At 32.0% G+C, this 18,534-nt stretch carries 14 protein-coding genes, 2 pseudogenes and 1 other annotated feature; of the genes and pseudogenes, 15 read left to right on the top strand and 1 reads right to left on the bottom strand.

What is annotated here, in order from left to right; all coding sequences use genetic code 11:
* Nucleotides 1-37: 37 nt before the first annotated feature.
* The 7 genes and pseudogenes from DW911_RS03705 to DW911_RS03730 all read left to right on the top strand — a co-directional run bounded on the left by DW911_RS03705 (nt 38) and on the right by DW911_RS03730 (nt 6,045).
* Nucleotides 38-886 (top strand): sulfide/dihydroorotate dehydrogenase-like FAD/NAD-binding protein, encoded by an 849-nt coding sequence (locus tag DW911_RS03705; protein ID WP_118431200.1) that lies wholly within the window; start codon nt 38-40, stop codon nt 884-886.
* Nucleotides 886-2,274, top strand: a complete 1,389-nt coding sequence (gltA, locus tag DW911_RS03710) for an NADPH-dependent glutamate synthase (protein WP_118431198.1) — start codon at nt 886-888, stop codon at nt 2,272-2,274. Before DW911_RS03705 ends, gltA begins: the two co-directional genes overlap by 1 nt.
* A 105-nt stretch (nt 2,275-2,379) precedes the next feature.
* On the top strand, nt 2,380-2,970 hold the full coding sequence (locus DW911_RS03715) for a TetR/AcrR family transcriptional regulator (RefSeq protein WP_158568144.1): 591 nt from the start codon (nt 2,380-2,382) through the stop codon (nt 2,968-2,970).
* Nucleotides 2,971-3,086: 116 nt separating this feature from the next.
* Nucleotides 3,087-3,341, top strand: coding sequence for an aldo/keto reductase (locus DW911_RS11295; protein WP_335673701.1), 255 nt, complete (start codon nt 3,087-3,089; stop codon nt 3,339-3,341).
* 244 nt (nt 3,342-3,585) lie between these two features.
* Nucleotides 3,586-3,696, top strand: a pseudogene (locus tag DW911_RS11300) (aldo/keto reductase); the annotation flags it as partial.
* A gap of 205 nt (nt 3,697-3,901) precedes the next feature.
* A pseudogene (locus tag DW911_RS03725) lies at nt 3,902-4,681 on the top strand (aldo/keto reductase).
* An 86-nt stretch (nt 4,682-4,767) separates the two neighbouring features.
* Nucleotides 4,768-6,045, top strand: coding sequence for a glycoside hydrolase family 125 protein (locus DW911_RS03730; protein ID WP_118607483.1), 1,278 nt, complete (start codon nt 4,768-4,770; stop codon nt 6,043-6,045).
* A 7-nt stretch (nt 6,046-6,052) separates the two neighbouring features.
* Here DW911_RS03730 and DW911_RS03735 read toward each other — a convergent pair whose 3' ends face one another.
* Complete coding sequence (locus tag DW911_RS03735; protein ID WP_118607484.1) at nt 6,053-6,637, bottom strand: ATP-dependent Clp protease proteolytic subunit; 585 nt, start codon at nt 6,635-6,637, stop codon at nt 6,053-6,055.
* A gap of 246 nt (nt 6,638-6,883) precedes the next feature.
* Between DW911_RS03735 and gap the strand changes: the two genes are divergently transcribed.
* The 8 genes from gap to uvrA all read left to right on the top strand — a co-directional run bounded on the left by gap (nt 6,884) and on the right by uvrA (nt 18,527).
* Complete coding sequence (gene gap / locus DW911_RS03740) at nt 6,884-7,897, top strand: type I glyceraldehyde-3-phosphate dehydrogenase (protein WP_118432789.1); 1,014 nt, start codon at nt 6,884-6,886, stop codon at nt 7,895-7,897.
* 174 nt (nt 7,898-8,071) lie between these two features.
* Nucleotides 8,072-8,311: a binding site (T-box leader), on the top strand.
* Nucleotides 8,312-8,366: 55 nt separating this feature from the next.
* Complete coding sequence (locus tag DW911_RS03745; protein ID WP_118432788.1) at nt 8,367-9,179, top strand: MetQ/NlpA family ABC transporter substrate-binding protein; 813 nt, start codon at nt 8,367-8,369, stop codon at nt 9,177-9,179.
* Nucleotides 9,180-9,220: 41 nt separating this feature from the next.
* Complete coding sequence (locus tag DW911_RS03750; protein WP_118432787.1) at nt 9,221-10,189, top strand: methionine ABC transporter ATP-binding protein; 969 nt, start codon at nt 9,221-9,223, stop codon at nt 10,187-10,189.
* A complete protein-coding gene (locus DW911_RS03755) occupies nt 10,186-10,821 on the top strand; it encodes a methionine ABC transporter permease (protein WP_118432786.1) in 636 nt (211 codons plus the stop codon). Before DW911_RS03750 ends, DW911_RS03755 begins: the two co-directional genes overlap by 4 nt.
* 115 nt (nt 10,822-10,936) lie before the next feature.
* Entirely contained in the window at nt 10,937-12,379 is a 1,443-nt protein-coding gene (locus DW911_RS03760; RefSeq protein ID WP_118432785.1) for a S41 family peptidase, read from the top strand.
* A gap of 11 nt (nt 12,380-12,390) precedes the next feature.
* Nucleotides 12,391-14,364, top strand: coding sequence for an excinuclease ABC subunit UvrB (uvrB, locus tag DW911_RS03765; protein WP_118432784.1), 1,974 nt, complete (start codon nt 12,391-12,393; stop codon nt 14,362-14,364).
* Nucleotides 14,354-15,718: a CCA tRNA nucleotidyltransferase gene (locus tag DW911_RS03770; RefSeq protein WP_118607485.1), complete on the top strand. Its 1,365-nt coding sequence runs from the start codon at nt 14,354-14,356 to the stop codon at nt 15,716-15,718. The genes uvrB and DW911_RS03770 overlap by 11 nt, the downstream gene beginning before the upstream one ends.
* Nucleotides 15,708-18,527, top strand: a complete 2,820-nt coding sequence (gene uvrA, locus DW911_RS03775) for an excinuclease ABC subunit UvrA (RefSeq protein ID WP_118432782.1) — start codon at nt 15,708-15,710, stop codon at nt 18,525-18,527. Before DW911_RS03770 ends, uvrA begins: the two co-directional genes overlap by 11 nt.
* Nucleotides 18,528-18,534 lie beyond the last annotated feature (7 nt).

The following is an 18,534-nucleotide window of genomic DNA, read 5'->3' on the forward strand; positions in this document are numbered from 1 at the left end:
TAATTATTATTAGTATAGAAAGACTGGGGGAACCAAAATGTACAAGATAGTCAAAAAGGAAAGACTAAATGATGTTGTTGAATTAATGGAAGTACATGCGCCAATGGTAGCAAGAAAATGCGAACCTGGCCAATTCATTATTTTAAGAGTTGGAGAAGATGGTGAAAGAATTCCATTAACCATTGCTGATTATGATCGTGAAAAAGAAACAATCACGATTATTTATCAAATTGTTGGTTATTCAACTAAACAATTAGCAAAATTAGAAGAAGGCGATGAAATCACTGATTTCGTTGGACCATTAGGTGTACCAACAGATTTACATAAATCTAAACATGTTGTTGGTATTGCTGGTGGGGTAGGAAGTGCACCTTTATATCCACAATTAAAGAAATTAGCTCAAATGGGTGTTGATGTTGATGTCATCATCGGTGGACGTGAAGCACAATATGTATTATGGGCTGATAAATTCAAAGAATTCTGTAAAAATGTGTATGTAATGACAGATGATGGATCTTTAGGAGAAAAAGGATTTGGTACTGTTAAATTACAAGAATTAATTGATAGTGGAGATCCTATTGATGAAGTTATCGCTATTGGACCAGTAGTGATGATGAAAGCTGTTGTTGGAGTAACTAAACCTCAAAATATTAAAACAATGGTTTCATTAAATCCTATTATGATTGATGGAACTGGAATGTGCGGATGCTGTCGTGTTACAGTTGATGGTAAAATTAAATTTGCTTGTGTAGATGGTCCTGATTTTGATGGATTACAAGTTGATTTTGATGAATTAATGGCTCGTCAAAGAATGTTTAAAGAAGAAGAACACGTTGTTGATGAAAAAGCAGACCGTATCTGTAATTTAATGGGAGGTGTAAAATAATGCCTAATATGTCACCAAATAAGGTTAAAATGCCTGAACAAGATCCTAATGTAAGAAATAAAAACTTTGAAGAAGTTGCTTTAGGATATACAAAAGAAATGGCTATGGAAGAAGCAACACGTTGCTTAAACTGTAGAAAACCATTTTGTATGGAAGGATGCCCAGTAGGGGTACCTATTCCTGAATTTATTCAACATGTAGCTGCAGGAGAATTTGATGAAGCTTACTCTACAATTACTAGAGAAAATGCTTTACCTGCAATTTGTGGTCGTGTGTGTCCACAAGAAAATCAATGTGAAGGACATTGTATTCGTGGTAAAAAAGCAGAATCTGTTGCGATTGGACGATTAGAAAGATTCGTTGCTGATTATCATCGTGAACATGGAAAAAATGTAGAATTAAATATTGAAAAGAACGGTAAGAAAGTAGCGGTTATTGGATCTGGACCAGCAGGAATCACTTGTGCTGGAGAATTAGCTAAAAAAGGATATGATGTCACTGTATTTGAAGCTTTACATAAAACAGGTGGAGTTTTATCTTATGGTATTCCAGAATTCCGTTTACCTAAATCTTTAGTTCAAAAAGAAGTAGATGGAGTTGCTGCTTTAGGTGTTGATTTTGAAACAAACGTTGTTGTAGGACGTTCAATCACAATTGATGAATTACAAGAACAAGGATATCAAGGAATTTTCGTAGGTAGTGGAGCTGGACTTCCTCGTTTCCAAGGAATTCCAGGAGAAAACTTAAATGGTGTTTATGCTGCCAATGAATTCTTAACACGTGTTAACTTGATGAAAGGATATCAATTCCCAGAACATCCTACACCAGTTAAGATTACAGATACAGTATGTGTCGTTGGAGCTGGTAACGTAGCTATGGATGCAGCGAGAACAGCAAAACGTTTAGGTGCTAAAAATGTTTATATCGTTTATCGTCGTGGACCTGAAGAAGTACCTGCTCGTGCTGAAGAAGTACATCACGCTAAAGAAGAAGGTATTATCTTTAAATTACTAACAAATCCAGTTAAAATCAATGGTGAAGATGGTTGGGTTAAATCTATGGAATGTATTGAAATGGAATTAGGTGAACCTGATGCATCTGGAAGAAGAAGACCAATCGCTAAAGAAGGTTCTAACTTCACAATTGAAACAGGTACTGTTATTGTTGCGATTGGACAAAGTCCTAACCCATTAATTAGACATACAACACCTGGATTGGATTGCCAATCTTGGGGTGGAATTATCGTTGAAGAAGATACAATGAAAACATCTAAAGATGGTGTCTATGCTGGTGGCGATGTTGTTACTGGTGCAGCAACAGTTATCTTAGCTATGGGTGCTGGTAAAAAAGCAGCTCAAGCTATGGATGAATATTTAAAAAATAAATAATAGAGAAGCTATTCTTAATTGAATAGCTTTTTTTATATCACTTAGTTGAATACATTCGTTGACCTGAGTCAATGAATGTATTATATTATAGGCAGGAGGATGAATATGGGGAAAAGACAAGAAGCAGCATTAGAAACAAAAAAGAAGATCATTGAGGCTGTTAAGCAATTACTTGAACAAAAAAGTCCCGAAGAAATCAGTATTGAAGAAATCACAAAGAAGGCCTGTATTGCTAAGGGAAGTTTTTATACACACTTTAAACGTAAAGAAGATGTTATTTTAGAAATAGATTTTCAAGAATATGCTTTTTTAAAGGATGATGTAAGTCGTATTCAAGGAGTTGAACAACAACTTTCGTATTATCTTATACAATCAGTAAAGATTATTGAAAAAAATAGTTTATCAGTAGCGAGACAATGGATGAAAGGCGCTGTTGCTCCTTTACAAGAAGAAAAAGCAGGTACCAGAAAATATCGTTTTGATTATGATAATATTCTTTCAATTTTAAACAATGGAATTGATCAAAAAGAATTAAAACAAACAACACCGGTAGAAATTCTAACTGAAATGATGATGAATCAGTATTATGGTGCTGTAGCATCTTGGTGTATTCTGGGTCAAGAACGTTCTTTAGTTTCTATGATGGAACATTATTGTCAATATGAACTTAAAATATTATTGCAAGATTACCAATAGGAGGATAAAAAATGGAATATGTAACATTAAATAATGGTCTAAAAATGCCATTATAAGGATTTGGTGTTTACCAAGTTATAGATGAAAAAGAATGTGAAGAATCAGTTTATCAAGTTATTAAAGCAGGATATCGTCTAATTGATACTGCTGCTGTTTATCAAAATGAAGTCGCAGTTGGAAAAGCCATAAAAAAGGCAATCAATGAAGGTATTGTTACAAGAGAAGACTTATTTATTACAACGAAGTTAAGGTTACAAGATTATAACCAAGTACAAAAAGCAATAGATACATCATTGAATAAATTAGGTTTAGATTATGTGAATCTTTATTTCATCAACCGATGGGAGATTATATTGGTGCATATCGTGTGATGGAAGAAAATTATAAAGCAGGGAAATAAAAGCAATCGGCGTATGTAACAGTTATCCCTATATTTTAGCGGATATTTGTGAAACAGTAGACATCATTCCAGCAGTTAATCAAATAGAACTCCATCCTTTTTTTCAACAGCCACTTGCTTTAAAAACGGCTCAAAAATATGGTGTCGTTTTAGAAGCATGGGGTCCTTTTGCTGAAGGTGGTCATGGTATTTTTACACATCCAGTATTAACTGAAATTGGTAAAAAATATCACAAAACAGCAGCCCAAGTTGCTTTAAGATGGAATATTGAAAGAGGAGTTGTCGTTATTCCTAAATCAGTCCATCTAGATCGTATCTTACAAAATATTGATGTTTGGGATTTTAAATTAGATCAAGAAGACATGGATAAAATAGCAAAATTAGATACGGGAAAGAGTGATATTGTTAATCATTTTGATCCTGAATTTGTAAGTATGGTACATAGTGTTAAAGCACATGAGGAGGAATAATATGGAAACAGTAAAATTAAATGATGGTCATGAAATACCAGCTATTGGGTTTGGGGTATTTATGATTGATAATAATGGACCAACATATGATGCAGTGTTACAAGCATTAAAAGCAGGATATCGTCATATTGATACTGCTGCTTATTTCAATGAAGAAGATGTAGGGAAAGCTATTAAAGATAGTGGTATTGATAGAAAAGAAATCTTTATTACAAGTAAATTGTTGTTACAAGATTATGGATATGAACAAGCTAAAGTAGGAATTGCAAGATCACTTAGAAAATTAGGAACAGAATATATTGATTTATATTTAATTCCTCAACCTTATGGTGATGTTTTAGGAGCATGGAAAGCTTTAGAAGAGGCAAAAGAAAAAGGATAAATTAAATCTATTGGTGTAAGTAATATGACACCTCATCTATGGAATCAATTTGTACCTCATTTCAAAACCAAACCGGCAGTGAACCAAGTAGAATGTAATCCTTTTTGTCAACAAAAAGAATTAAGAAAGATTATGGCTCAAGATGATGTCAAATTAGAATGTTATTATCCTTTAGGACATGGTAATAAAGAACTATTAAATCATTCTTTAGTACAACAATTAGCTCATAAATATCATAAGAATGCCGGACAAATCATCCTTAGATTTGAAGTACAAGATGGACTGATTGTTTTACCTAAATCTTCACAAAAAGAACGTATTAAAGGAAATATTGATATTTTTGATTTTTCTTTAACTGAAAGTGAAATGAGACAATTAGATACAGGTAAAACATCTCATGATCCTGAAGCACCAGGTATTGAAGAGATGCTTAGAAATGCCTTTGTTATTGAAGATTAATAAAAAGCACGAAAGTGCTTTTTATTTTATGAAAATCTTTCTTTATTTTTTTATCTTATTATATAATAAGATAAAGGAGACTAATTATGATAACATCACAAATTAAGGAAGTACTAAAACAAGCAGATTATGTATTAAAAGATAATCCTGTATTATTAAAAATGTTCAAACAATGTTTTGTTTCAACGATTGAAACAACTTTAAAAAAAGTTAATGATAATGAAACTTTTGTCATTACAGGAGATATTCCTGCTATGTGGTTGCGAGATTCTTCTGCTCAAGTGAATCACTATTTACCTCTTGTATCAAAAGATCAAGAATTATCCGATTTAATTGCGGGACTTATTAATAAACAGGTTCAATGTATTTTATTAGATCCTTATGCTAATGCTTTTAATTTAAACCCGGTCTATGAAAGAGAATATTATGATTGTACAGACATGAATCCGATGATTTGGGAAAGAAAATACGAAGTTGATTCATTATGCTATCCAGTTCGTTTAGCATATCAGTTTTATAAACAAAGTCAACGATACGATATTTTTACGCCTGATTTTTTAAAAGCCATGCATAAAATCGTGGATACATTTGTATTAGAACAAGATCATCGTCTTTCAACATATCGCTTTGAAAGACCGATTGCTAGAACTTGGAAACGTGAAGAAACAGAGACCTTAAAAAGAAAGGGGAAAGGTTTACCGGTTAATGAAACTGGAATGACATGGAGTGCTTTTAGACCAAGTGATGATGCTTGTCGTTTTAATTATCTTATTCCTGCCAATATGTTTGCGAGTGTGATATTAGAATATATTAAAGAATTTGCTAGAGAAATTTATCATGATGATGTTTTATATGAAAAAGCAAGACAATTAAAATGGGATATTGATTATGGTATTCAATGTTATGGTATTTACCTTCATCCTCAATTTGGTAAAATGTATGCTTATGAAACAGATGGTTTTGGTAATTATTGTTTAATGGATGATGCCAATGTACCTTCTTTACTTTCTATGCCTTATTTAGGTTATTGTACAAAAGACGATGTACTTTACCAACATACACGATCATTTATTTTAAGTCATCATAATCCTTATTTTTATCAAGGAACATGTGCCAGTGGTATTGGTAGTCCTCATACTCCAGAGAATTATATTTGGCATATTGCTTTATCAATGCAAGGATTAACAGGTTCTAAAGAAGAAGCGAAAGAAATGATTGATTTAATTTTAAAAACAAATAATAATGAAGGTTTATGTCATGAGGGATTTAATAAAGATCAACCAAGTGAATATACAAGACCTTGGTTTGCTTGGGCCAATTCATTATTTGCTGAATTGGTATATCAAACCTATTTTGTAAAATAAAAAAGCACTAAGGTGCTTTTTTAATTATTTCATCAATTAAACCATATTGTAAGGCATCTTCAGGATCCATAAAATAGTCACGTTCCGTATCATCCATAACTTTTTCTAATGGTTGATGAGTGTTCTTGGATAATAGACGTGCAAGTTTTGCTTTTTGTTTAATAATTCTTTTGGCATTGATTTCTAAATCAGTAGCTTGACCTTCAATGGTTCCTAAAGGCTGATGAATCATGATTTCACTATTAGGTAAGGCACAGCGTTTACCTGCTTGACCGGAACTCAGTAAAAAGGCAGCCATACTTGCTGCCATGCCACAACATATTGTGCTGACATCACAGGAAACAAAGTTCATCGTATCATAAATAGCAAAACCGGCTGAAACACTGCCACCAGGAGAATTAATGTACATAAAAATATCTTGGTGACTGTCTTTGGCTTCCAAATATAACAGTTGACCAATAATAGAACTAGCCATTTGATCATCAATAGCGCCTGTTAATAAAATAATTCTTTCTTCTAATAGTCGAGAATAAATATCATAAGCATATTGGGTTGTTTGATTCTTTTCAATTACAGTAGGAATAAAATGCATAACTTGACCTCCATATTTAAGTATAGTTCATAAATTCATTATTATTCTTAAAACATATTTTAAGGAATGAATAAAAAAAGAAGTATAAAATTACGAATAATAGAAAAGAATATAGATTATGACAATGGTGAGTTATAAAAAAAGAAAAATTATTTTACATGAAACCCTTTTCAATAGGTTGCTTTTAATAGGGGTTTGACTTATAATATGGTCATAAAAGATATTTCAAGGAGGAATAAAATTAAAATGGCAGTAAAAGTAGCAATTAATGGATTCGGACGTATCGGACGTCTTGCATTCAGACAAATGTTTAACGCTGAAGGATATGAAGTAGTTGCAATCAACGACTTAACTGATCCTAAAATGTTAGCACATTTATTAAAATATGATTCAGCACAAGGTAAATATGCTTTAGCTGATACAGTAAAAGCTGGTGAAGGATCAATCACAGTAGATGGTAAAGAAATTAAAATCTACGCAGAAGCTGATGCTTCAAAATTACCTTGGGGAGATTTAGGAGTAGACGTAGTATTAGAATGTACTGGTTTCTACACTTCTAAAGCTAAATCTCAAGCTCATATCGATGCAGGAGCTAAAAAAGTTGTTATCTCTGCACCAGCAGGAAATGACTTACCAACAGTTGTATTCGGTGTAAACGAAGGTGTATTAACTGCAGAAGACAAAATCATCTCAGCAGCTTCATGTACAACTAACTGTTTAGCACCAATGGCTAACGCTTTAAATAACTTAGCTCCAATCAAATCAGGTATCATGTTAACAGTACATGCTTACACTGGTGACCAAATGGTATTAGATGGACCTCATAGAAAAGGTGACTTAAGAAGAGCTCGTGCAGCTGCAGTAAATATCGTACCTAACTCAACAGGTGCTGCAAAAGCAATCGGATTAGTTATCCCAGAATTAAACGGAAAATTAATCGGTTCTGCACAACGTGTACCAGTTCCAACTGGATCAACTACTATCTTAACTTCAGTTGTTGAAGGTGAAGTAACAGTTGAACAAGTTAACGCAGCTATGAAAGCAGCAACAACTCCATCATTCGGATATACTGAAGAATTATTAGTATCTTCTGATATCGTTGGTATGACTTATGGATCATTATTCGATGCAACTCAAACTATGGTTAAACCATTAGACAACGGAACTACTGAAGTTCAAACAGTTGCTTGGTATGACAACGAAAACTCATATACTTCTAACATGGTTAGAACTATTAAATATTTCGCTGAATTAGCATAATCCAATTGTGAAACAACAAAAAGGGATCTTGAAAAATAAGATTCCTTTTTTTGTGTCTTATAACTAACTCATAAATCAAAGTGTTTTTGGTTTGTGAGTTTTATTTTGAATGAAAAATATATAAAAACTATTGACATCTAATTCATATAGGTTTAATATGAATTACGCAATACAACAAAGACATTGAAAAGGAAAGTAATTTATCAAACATGCATAGAGAATTCTTGGTTGGTGAAAAAGAAAGATGAATGATAAACGAAGATGGCCTTGGAGTTGCATACCGAACCTGATTACAGGCTAGGCTATGACGGTTTCACCCGTTACAGTGATAGAGTATGATAGTACTCGATGAGGAAATAATTGTGAAATTATTTTAAATTAAGGTGGTAACACGGGGTATAACTCGTCCTTTAGATAAGGATGAGTTTTTTGTTTGTTGTGTTGAAAATAAACGAGGGGGAAAATAAAAATGAAAAAAGGATTAAAATTATTATTATCGGCAGCATTTGCATTAACACTTGCAGGATGCGCTAATGGGTCATCAAATGATGATAAAACAATTAAAGTAGGAGCAACAGCAATACCACATGCACAAATTCTCAATGATGTGGTAAAGGATGAATTAAAAGATAAAGGGTATAAATTAAAAGTAGTAGAATTTACTGATTATGTTAAACCTAATACTTCTTTAGAAGATGGAGATTTAGATGCAAACTATTTCCAAACTTTATCTTATTTACAAGCTCAAAATAAACAAAGAGGTTTGCATTTAAAAGCGGTAGCAGGAATTCATTATGAAGCAATGGGAATTTATTCTCAAGATATTAAATCATTAGATGATATTAAAGATGGAGCTTCTATTGCTATTCCAAACGATACTTCTAATGAATCAAGAGCGTTAGCTTTATTACAAAAACAAGGTTTAATTAAGTTAAACAATGATAAAAATTATAACTTACAAAGCATTACTTCAAATCCACACAATTATCAATTTAAAGAATTAGAAGCAGCTAATTTACCTAATAACTTACCAGATGTAGATGTAGCGGTTATTAATGGTAACTATGCTTTAGAACATAACTTAGGAGATAAAGCAAATGTCTTAGTAGCAGAAGATTTCACTGATCAAGAAGCTAAACCATATATTAATTATTTAGTAGTTAAAGAAGGAAATGAAAAATCTGCTAAAACAAAAGCATTAAAGAAAGCATTACAATCAGATGCAGTAAAAGAATATATTAAAAAATATAAAGGTTCTGTAAAAGACGTATTTACTGATTAATGATAAGGGCTGATGTTTACAATTTGAAAGGAACATATAAAATGATAGAAATAAAGAATTTATATAAAAGTTATGAACAATTAGAAGTGCTTAATGATATTTCTTTTAACATTGATAAGGGTGATATCTTTGGTATTATTGGTCAAAGTGGTGCAGGTAAATCAACATTATTACGTTGTCTCAATGGTTTAGAAACCTTTCAAAAAGGAGAAGTCATTGTAGATCATCAGCCCATATCATCATTAAACAAAAAAGAGTTAAGTTATATTCAAAAAGAAATGGGAATGATTTTTCAAAACTTCAACTTATTAAATCGTTTAAATGTTTATGATAATATTGCTTTACCATTAAAGTTTTGGAAACAAAACCCTAAAAGTGAAGAAAATAAAAAAAGAATAGATGAATTATTAAAGTTAGTAGGTTTAGAGGATAAAAGCCAAGCATATCCTCGTCAATTAAGTGGAGGTCAAAAACAAAGAGTCGCTATTGCTAGAGCGTTAGTCTTAAATCCTAAGATTCTGTTGTGTGATGAAGCGACATCAGCTTTAGATCCACAAATTACAAGAGATATTCTTAACTTACTACAAAAAATCAATAAAGAATTGGATATTACTATTGTTGTAGTAACCCATCAAATGGAAGTCATTAAACAAATTTGTAATAAAGTTGCTTTTTTAAAGGATGGACATGTTTTATCAGTAGGAAAACCTGAAGATTTATTTGTAGGACCTGATAAAGAAATACAAAAATTTATCGGTGATGATATAGAAATTTTACCTACTACAGGAAAGAATATTAAATTATTCTTTACTAATAATAATGCTAAATCACATACGATTACTGATTTAGCGAGAACTTTAAATATTGATTTTGATATTTGCCAAGGTAAATTAGAAAACTTTAGAGGTTCAATGTTAGGAAGTTTAATTATTAATGTTGAATTAGCTGATTATCCAGCAGTACAACAATATTTAAATGATCATCAAATTGGATGGGAGGAAATAGGATGAGTGAAGTATTAATACAAGCCACATATGAAACATTATATATGGTTTTAGGTTCAACGTTCTTTGCAGTGATTTTAGGTTTTATTCCGGCTATTGTTTTAACATTAACAGCACCGGAAGGATTAAAACCGAATAAAGTTGTTTATCATATTTTAGATGTCATTGTTAATGTTTTTAGAAGTTTCCCATTTGTGATCTTGATGGTTATTGTGATCCCACTTACGAGATTAATTGCTGGTAAGGCTATTGGAACTACAGCAGCTTTAGTACCACTTACTATTTCAGCGATTCCTTTTGTTGCTAGAGTTATTGAAAGTGCCTTAAGAAGTGTTGATATTGGTTTGGTGGAAGCGGCGAGATCATTTGGTGCAAGTGATTTTCAAATTATTATCAGAGTTTACTTAAAAGAAGCCTTACCAGGTATTTTATCAGGCATTACTCTTACCATGATTAGTATTGTAGGCTATAGTGCAATGGGTGGTGCTTTGGGTGCCGGAGGAATTGGTGATATTGCTATTCGTTATGGTTATCAGGCTTATCAAATACCTTATCTTATTGCCGCAAGTATTATTTTAATTATCTTTGTACAAATTATTCAATCTATTGGTAATCACTTATATAAGAAGTTATCTTAAAGGAAATCTTTTCAAGATTTCTTTTTTGTTTAAGTTCAAGTTGGTTATAATAAAATGTGTATCAAGCAAAGTATTTTAATTGTAATTATGTTAAAATAAAAGGCGAGGTGATTCGATGGATGATTTTATTAGACCACCAAAGAAGGTCGAAAAAAAGAAAGATAAACGTTTTGTAAAAGAAACGTTAATTATAATTGTTATTGTTATTTCTTTAGCGTTAGGTTTTGTTGCCGGTTATTTTTCTAAAAAGACAAATGTTGTTCATTCAACTAATAAAAAAGGAGTCGTTGAAGAAGTTTATTCAACAATGAAAAATAATTGGGTGAATGCCAGTGGAGAAAAGGTAGATATAGAAACAGACGGTTTAAAAGGTTTTGTTGATGGCTTAGGTGATATTCATTCTAGTTACTTTACCAGCGATGAAGCTTCACAATTTAATGAAAGTGTTGGTGGTAACTACCAAGGAATAGGTGTAGGTTATACAATGGTTTCAGCAGGAGCGATGATTACTAAAGTCTACGATCATTCACCAGCCAGTGAACAAGATTTAAAAACAGGAGATATTTTAGTAAGTGCTAATGGACATCCTTTAGCTGGTTTAGATACTGATAAGGTGAAAGAATATGTACGTGGTAAACCGGACACTACTGTAGAATTAGGAATATTAAGGGGCAAAGAACAGTTTACTAAGACACTGACAAGAAAAGCTGTGGATACTTCTGTAAGTTATGAAATTCGTAATCAAGATGGAAAATCATTTGGTTATATTCAAATGAGTACCTTTGGTACTGATACGGCTAATCAAGTTGAAGAAGCCCTTAAACAATTTAAAGAGAAAAACCTTACATCATTAGTTATTGATTTAAGAGATAATGGTGGAGGTTATTTAAATGCAGCAGTAAATATTTTAGATTTATTTTTACCAAGTGATAAATGTATTTATCAAATGAAAGAAAAGAATAGTGCGACTAAAAAGTACTATGCTAAGACAGATCATTATTATCATTTTGATTATGGTTATATTTTAGTTAATGAAAATACAGCCAGTGCTTCAGAATTAACAGCAGGAACTTTACAAAATCAATTAGGATATAAGCTCATTGGAACAAAGACTTATGGTAAAGGAACAGCCCAAACACAATTAACTTTATCTGATGGATCAGTATTGAAATATACTTATGCTAAATGGATGTTACCTAATGGTAAATGTATTCATGGTAAAGGATTAACACCTGATATTAAAGTAGATAATGCAAGTTTATCTAATATTACAATTAAGAAAATAAAAACACCATTACAAGTAGATCAAGTGAGTTCATCTGTTAAATCAATGCAAAAGATGTTAAAGATTTTAGGATATCAAGTCGATCGTGAAGATGGTTATTTTTCTCAAGCATCTATGAGTGCTTTACAACAATTTGAAAAAGATAACAACTTAACTGAAGATGGCACATATAGCGAAGATGATAAGTTAATGTTGATTGCGAGAGTAATGACCTATATTCAAGATCAAAGCCATGATCAACAATATGCACGTTTACTACAAGAAATGCAATAGGAGGAAAGCCTATGGAAAAATTTAAACTGGTATCTGATTATCAACCCATGGGAGATCAACCAGAAGCAATAGAAGAATTAGTAGCGGGAATTGAAGCCGGAAAAAAAGAACAAGTTTTACTTGGGGGAACAGGAACAGGGAAAACGTTTACTGTTTCTAATGTGATTGCGAGAGTGAATAAGCCTACTTTGGTTTTGGCACACAATAAAACGTTAGCTGGACAATTATATTCGGAATTAAAAGAATTCTTTCCTGAAAATAGAGTAGAATACTTTGTTTCTAACTTTGATTTTTATCAACCGGAAGCCTATATTCCTGGACGTGATTTATATATTGATAAAAATGCTAAAACAAACTATGAAATAGAAATGCTAAGAAGTGCAGCAATGAATTCTTTAATTGAAAGAAAAGATGTCATTGTTGTGGCTTCGGTGGCTTCTATTTATGGACTAGGAAACCCCGAACAATATAAAGAAATGATTTTTTCATTAAGAGTGGATCAAGAAATAGATCGCAGGGAATTATTAACCTTTTTAGTAGATCGTCAGTATCAAAGAAATGATATTGAACAGAGTAAAGGAACTTTTAGAGTTCGTGGTGATGTAATTGAAATTGTACCGGGTCATACAGAGTCTTATTTGATTAGAATAGAATTATTTGGTGATACTGTAGAACGGATTTGTGAAGTAGATCCATTAACAGGACATGTCCTTGGCAGTTACAATACTTATACTATTTATCCGGCCTATGGCTATGTAACCAAAAAAGAACAAATGTTAAAGGCATGTGATACGATTAGTACAGAATTAGAAGAACGTTTAAAAGAATTTAAAGCTGAATCGAAACTTCTTGAATATGAACGCCTTGAACAAAGAACACGTCATGACGTAGAAATGTTAAGAGAAGTGGGAATGTGTCCCGGAATTGAAAATTATTCTCGTCATATTGATGGCAGAAAAGCAGGACAAAGACCTTATACATTGATTGATTATTTCCCGGATGACTTTTTATTAGTTGTTGATGAAAGTCATGTCATGTTACCTCAAGTAAGAGGAATGTATAATGGCGATCGTAGTCGTAAAGAAACATTAGTAGAGTATGGTTTTCGTTTACCTAGTGCCTTAGATAATCGTCCTTTATATTTTGAAGAATTTGAATCATTGATTCATCAGGCTATTTATGTTTCAGCAACACCTGGTGATTATGAATTAGAAAAAGTGAATCATCATGTTGTTGAACAAATTATTAGACCAACAGGTTTATTAGATCCTTTAATTGAAGTCAGACCAATTGAAGGACAAGTAGATGATATCATTGATGAAATCCATCAACGCATGGAAGTTAATGAAAGAGTGCTGATCACGACGCTTACAAAGAGAATGGCTGAAGATTTAAGTGCCTATCTAAAAGAATTAGGATTAAAAGTAGCGTATTTACATTCAGATACAAAGACATTAGAAAGAACGGAAATCTTAAGAGATTTACGTTTAGGTAAGTATGATGTTCTAGTAGGAATCAACTTATTAAGAGAAGGGCTAGACTTACCAGAAGTATCACTGGTATGTATTTTAGACGCTGATAAGGAAGGTTTCTTAAGATCAAATCGTTCATTAATTCAAACAATTGGACGTGCAGCCAGAAACAGTCATGGTAAGGTTATTATGTATGGTGATAAAATAACTGAATCAATGCAGTATGCGATTGATGAAACGAATCGTCGTCGCCAAATCCAAGAAGCATATAATAAAGAACATCATATTATTCCACAAACTATTCGTAAAGAAATTCATGAAGCAATTCATGGTCAAGAAGTTATTGATAATGCAAGTAGTTTAGTTAAAAAAGGTAAGAAAGCCAAAGCTCAAGATAAAAAGAAAGTGATTGCTGAACTTGAAAAACAAATGAAAGCAGCAGCAAAAGAATTAGACTTTGAAAGAGCAATGGAATTAAGAGATATGATGTTGGAGTTACAAGGTGAAAAATAGTTTTCAATTTGATGCATTTGAAAAGAAAGTACTGGATGATTTAGTTAAACATCATGCTAAACTTTATATTGTTGGTGGTGCGATAAGAGATTTAATTCTTTTTAATAAAACAAATCCTCATGATATAGATATTGAAATTTATCATTTACCGATTGATGAATTGATTAAAATTTTATCTCAATATGGACATGTTCGTACTGTAGGTAAATCGTTTGGCATTGTCAAACTAGATACTTTACCTCGTTTTGATTTTGCCTTACCAAGGATAGAAGTAAAAACAGGACATACACATCGAGATTTTCAAGTTTCTCTTAATCCAGATATGGATTTAAAAGAGGCTTGTAGACGAAGAGATTTTACGATGAATAGTTTGATGTATGATTATCAAACACATCATATTTATGATTTTTTTGGTGGGATTGAAGATTTAAATCATCATGTTATTAAAATGATTGATGAAAAGTCTTTTCAAGAAGATCCTTTACGCATTTTAAGAGCAGCTCAATTTGCTTCAAGATTAGAAATGACTGTTGATATTCAAACTCAACAATTATGTAAAAAAATGATTCAAGCAGGAGCATTACAACATTTGAGTCATGAACGAATTGTAAGTGAATATAACAAACTATTAATGAGTAACAAACCATCAATCGGGTTAAAATTCTTATTAAAAATCAATGGTTTATTTAAACCATTGATGGTTTTAAAAGATTGTCACCAAAGATTAGACTATCATCCTGAAGATGATGTGATGTCGCATACATTATTAGTTGTAGACTTAGCAGCTTTATGTAAACATCATACGAGTTATCCTTTAGGCTTTATGTGGGGTGCTTTATTACATGATATTGGTAAACCACTTGTTACGACTTCTGATGGTAGAGCACCAGGACATAATGAAAGTGGTGTTCAAGTCTTTAATGAATACTTTGCCGGTATTTTACAAAATCAAAGACTCAATCAGTATGTGAAAACCATGATTTATTATCATATGCATTTAATGAATATGGCAAGGAATCATAGTCGTGATTTTCGTTTTTATCAACTATTAAAGGGCATTGATGGGATTATGCCTTTAGAAGATTTAGTCTTGATTTCAAAATGTGATAAATTAGGTAGATATGATAATCGACCAGAGACAATTAAATTACTGGATGATTTTATTGAAGATAAAACAAGTCGTTTAGGGAAAGAAGCTTTAAAACCAGTCATTACAGGAAAAGATTTATTACCTTTAGGTATTCGGGGTTCCCAGTTTAAAGAATTATTAGATTGGGCTTATGAATTACAAATGAAAGGGCACGATAAATTTGATATAATGCATTTAATAAAGGAGAAGTTAAATGGAAGATAAATTAATTATTAAAGGTGCTAGAGAAAATAATTTAAAGAATATTAGTTTAGAGATTCCTAAAAATAAGTTAGTCATTATGACTGGATTATCAGGTTCAGGAAAGACTTCTCTCGCTTTTGATACGATTTATGCAGAAGGACAAAGACGTTATGTAGAATCCTTATCTGCTTATGCGAGACAATTTCTAGGAAATATGGAAAAACCAGATGTGGATGTATTAGAAGGATTATCGCCTGCAATTGCGATTGACCAAAAAACGACTTCTAATAATCCTCGTTCTACTGTAGGAACAGTAACGGAAATTTATGATTATTTACGTTTATTATATGCTCGTGTAGGGAAAGCGTATTGTCCAACTCATGGTACGGTGATTGAAAGTCAAACAATTAAACAAATGGCAGATATCATAGATCATTATGATGATGGTGATAAATTACAAATTCTAGCAAGAGTGGTTAAAAATCAAAAGGGAACATTTAAAGACTATTTTGATGATTTATTAAAAGAGGGTTACTTACGTGTCATTGTTGATGGTGAGATGCGCCTATTAGATGAAAAAATCGAACTAGATAAAAATAAAAAACATAATATTGATGTTGTCATCGATCGTATTATAAAAAAAGAAGGTTATCGTAGTCGTTTAATAGATTCTTTAGAAGTAGGATTAAAACTGACTGGTGGTGAAGTCATTGTTTCTAACCTTACTAAGAAAAAGGAAGAATTATTTAGTGAACATTTAGCTTGTCCTATTTGTGGCTTTTCAGTTCCTAAATTAGAACCAAGATTATTTTCTTTTAATAATCCTTTAGGGGCTTGTCCTGATTGTCGAGGATTAGGAGTTAAAAATGAAGTCGATATTGATTTATTAATTCCAGATATGAATTTATCTATTAATCAAGGTGGAATTCGTTATTTTAAAACATCAGTAGGAACAGATCGTATTGAATGGCAACGTTTTTTAGTGCTATGTCGTACATATCATATTGATCTTGATAAACCATTAAAAGACTTTACTAAAAAGGAAATGCATTATATTTTATATGGATCTTCAACACCTATTACTTATGAAATTGTATCAAGTAGTGGTAATGTAAGTAAAACAACAAAGTTCATTGAAGGTGTTAAAACACTTATTGAAAGACGTTATGAAGAAACAACATCAAGTTGGTCTAAAGAATGGTATGCTTCATTTATGGCAGAACATGTATGTCCTACATGTAAGGGAAGAAGATTAAATGATCAGGTCTTATCTGTAAGAGTTGGTGATTTAAATATTGCTGAATTTACAGAAATGTCAATTGAACAAGCTTTAGAGTTTATTAAAAATTTACAATTAACAGATTATCAATTAAATATTGCACGTTTAGTTATTAAAGAAATTAAAGATCGTTTAGAATTCTTAAATAATGTTGGATTAGGTTATCTTACTCTTGCTAGAAGAGCTGGTGGTTTATCAGGTGGTGAAGCACAGCGTATTCGTCTAGCTACTCAAATTGGAACACGTTTATCAGGTGTTCTCTATGTTTTAGATGAACCTTCGATTGGTTTACATCAACGTGATAATGATAAACTTATTCAATCATTGAAGGATATTCGTGATTTAGGAAATAGCGTTTTAGTTGTAGAACATGATGAAGATACAATGAGAGAAAGTGATTTTATTGTTGATATTGGTCCTGGTGCCGGAGTTCATGGGGGAAATGTCATTGTGGCAGGAACACCTCAAGAAGTTATGGCTTGCAAGGAGTCTATTACAGGACAATATTTATCAGGGGCAAAGAAAATAGAAGTGCCTCAAAAAAGAAGAAAAGGTAATGGTAAGTTTATTGAAATTAAAGGGGCACAAGAAAATAACTTAAAGAAAATTAATGTGAAGTTTCCACTAGGATGTTTTAATGTGGTAACCGGAGTATCTGGAAGTGGAAAATCAACATTAGTGAATGAAATTCTTGGTAAAGCTTTAATGAAACATGTTTATCATTCAAAAGAAAAACCAGGTAAGTATCGTGAAATTAAAGGATTTGAAAATATTGATAAAGTGATTGAAGTATCACAAGATCCAATAGGAAGAACACCACGTTCTAATCCGGTAACTTATACCGGTGTTTTTGATGATATTCGTGATTTATTCGCTAAAACTAATGAAGCGAAGATGAGAGGATATGATAAAGGACGTTTTTCATTTAATGTTAAAGGAGGACGTTGTGAAGCCTGTCAAGGTGATGGTGTTAAAAAGATCTCAATGCATTTTTTACCTGATGTTTATGTGCCTTGTGAACAATGTGAAGGAAAACGTTATAATGAAGAAACGTTACAAGTCACATATAAAGATAAAAATATTTATGATGTACTAGAAATGACAGTTGAAGATGCTGTATCATTCTTTGAGAACTTACCTAAAATAAAAAATAAATTACAAACACTTTATGATGTGGGATTAGGCTATGTTAAATTAGGACAAAGTGCAACAACTCTTTCCGGGGGAGAAGCGCAACGTGTTAAGTTAGCTAGTGAATTACAAAAGAAGGCAACTGGTAAAACAGTCTATATTCTTGATGAACCAACAACAGGATTACATAGTGATGATGTCAATCGTTTAATTAGTGTTTTACAAAGAATTGTTGATCAAGGGGATACGATTATTATGATTGAACATAACTTAGATATGATCAAGGTTGCGGATTATATCATTGATTTAGGTCCTGAAGGTGGAGATGGTGGTGGAACTGTTGTGGTTACAGGAACACCGGAAAAAGTCGCTCAATGCAAGGATAGTTATACCGGACAATTCTTAGAGAAAATGTTGTAGGAGGGGA

The organism is Erysipelatoclostridium sp. AM42-17 (assembly GCF_003480255.1).
Classification (GTDB): domain Bacteria; phylum Bacillota_I; class Bacilli_A; order Erysipelotrichales; family Coprobacillaceae; genus Faecalibacillus.